Origin of the sequence: Cobetia sp. SIMBA_158 (assembly GCF_046566945.1) — a bacterium.
GTDB lineage: Bacteria > Pseudomonadota > Gammaproteobacteria > Pseudomonadales > Halomonadaceae > Cobetia > Cobetia amphilecti.
Window position 1 is genome coordinate 1 of sequence record NZ_JAWJYL010000345.1, and the last position, 274, is coordinate 274.

Here is a 274-nt window from a genome sequence, read left to right on the forward strand (position 1 = left end):
CTAGTAATTGGTGGCGTACTAATCCCTGGCGCTGCTGCTCCTAAGCTTGTAACAGCAGAGCACATCAAAGCAATGAAGCCTGGCGCTGCTATTGTTGACGTTGCTATTGACCAAGGCGGTTGTATTGCAACATCTAAAGCAACAACGCATGCTGATCCTACTTTCATCGTTGATGAAGTTGTTCACTACTGTGTTGCTAACATGCCGGGTGCTGTTCCTCGTACGTCTACATTTGCACTTAACAATGCAACATTGCCGTTTATCATTAACCTTG

At 45.6% G+C, this 274-nt stretch carries 1 pseudogene; it reads left to right on the forward strand.

Annotated elements, in window-relative coordinates:
- A pseudogene (locus tag R2R70_RS20225) lies at window positions 1–274 on the forward strand (alanine dehydrogenase); the annotation flags it as partial.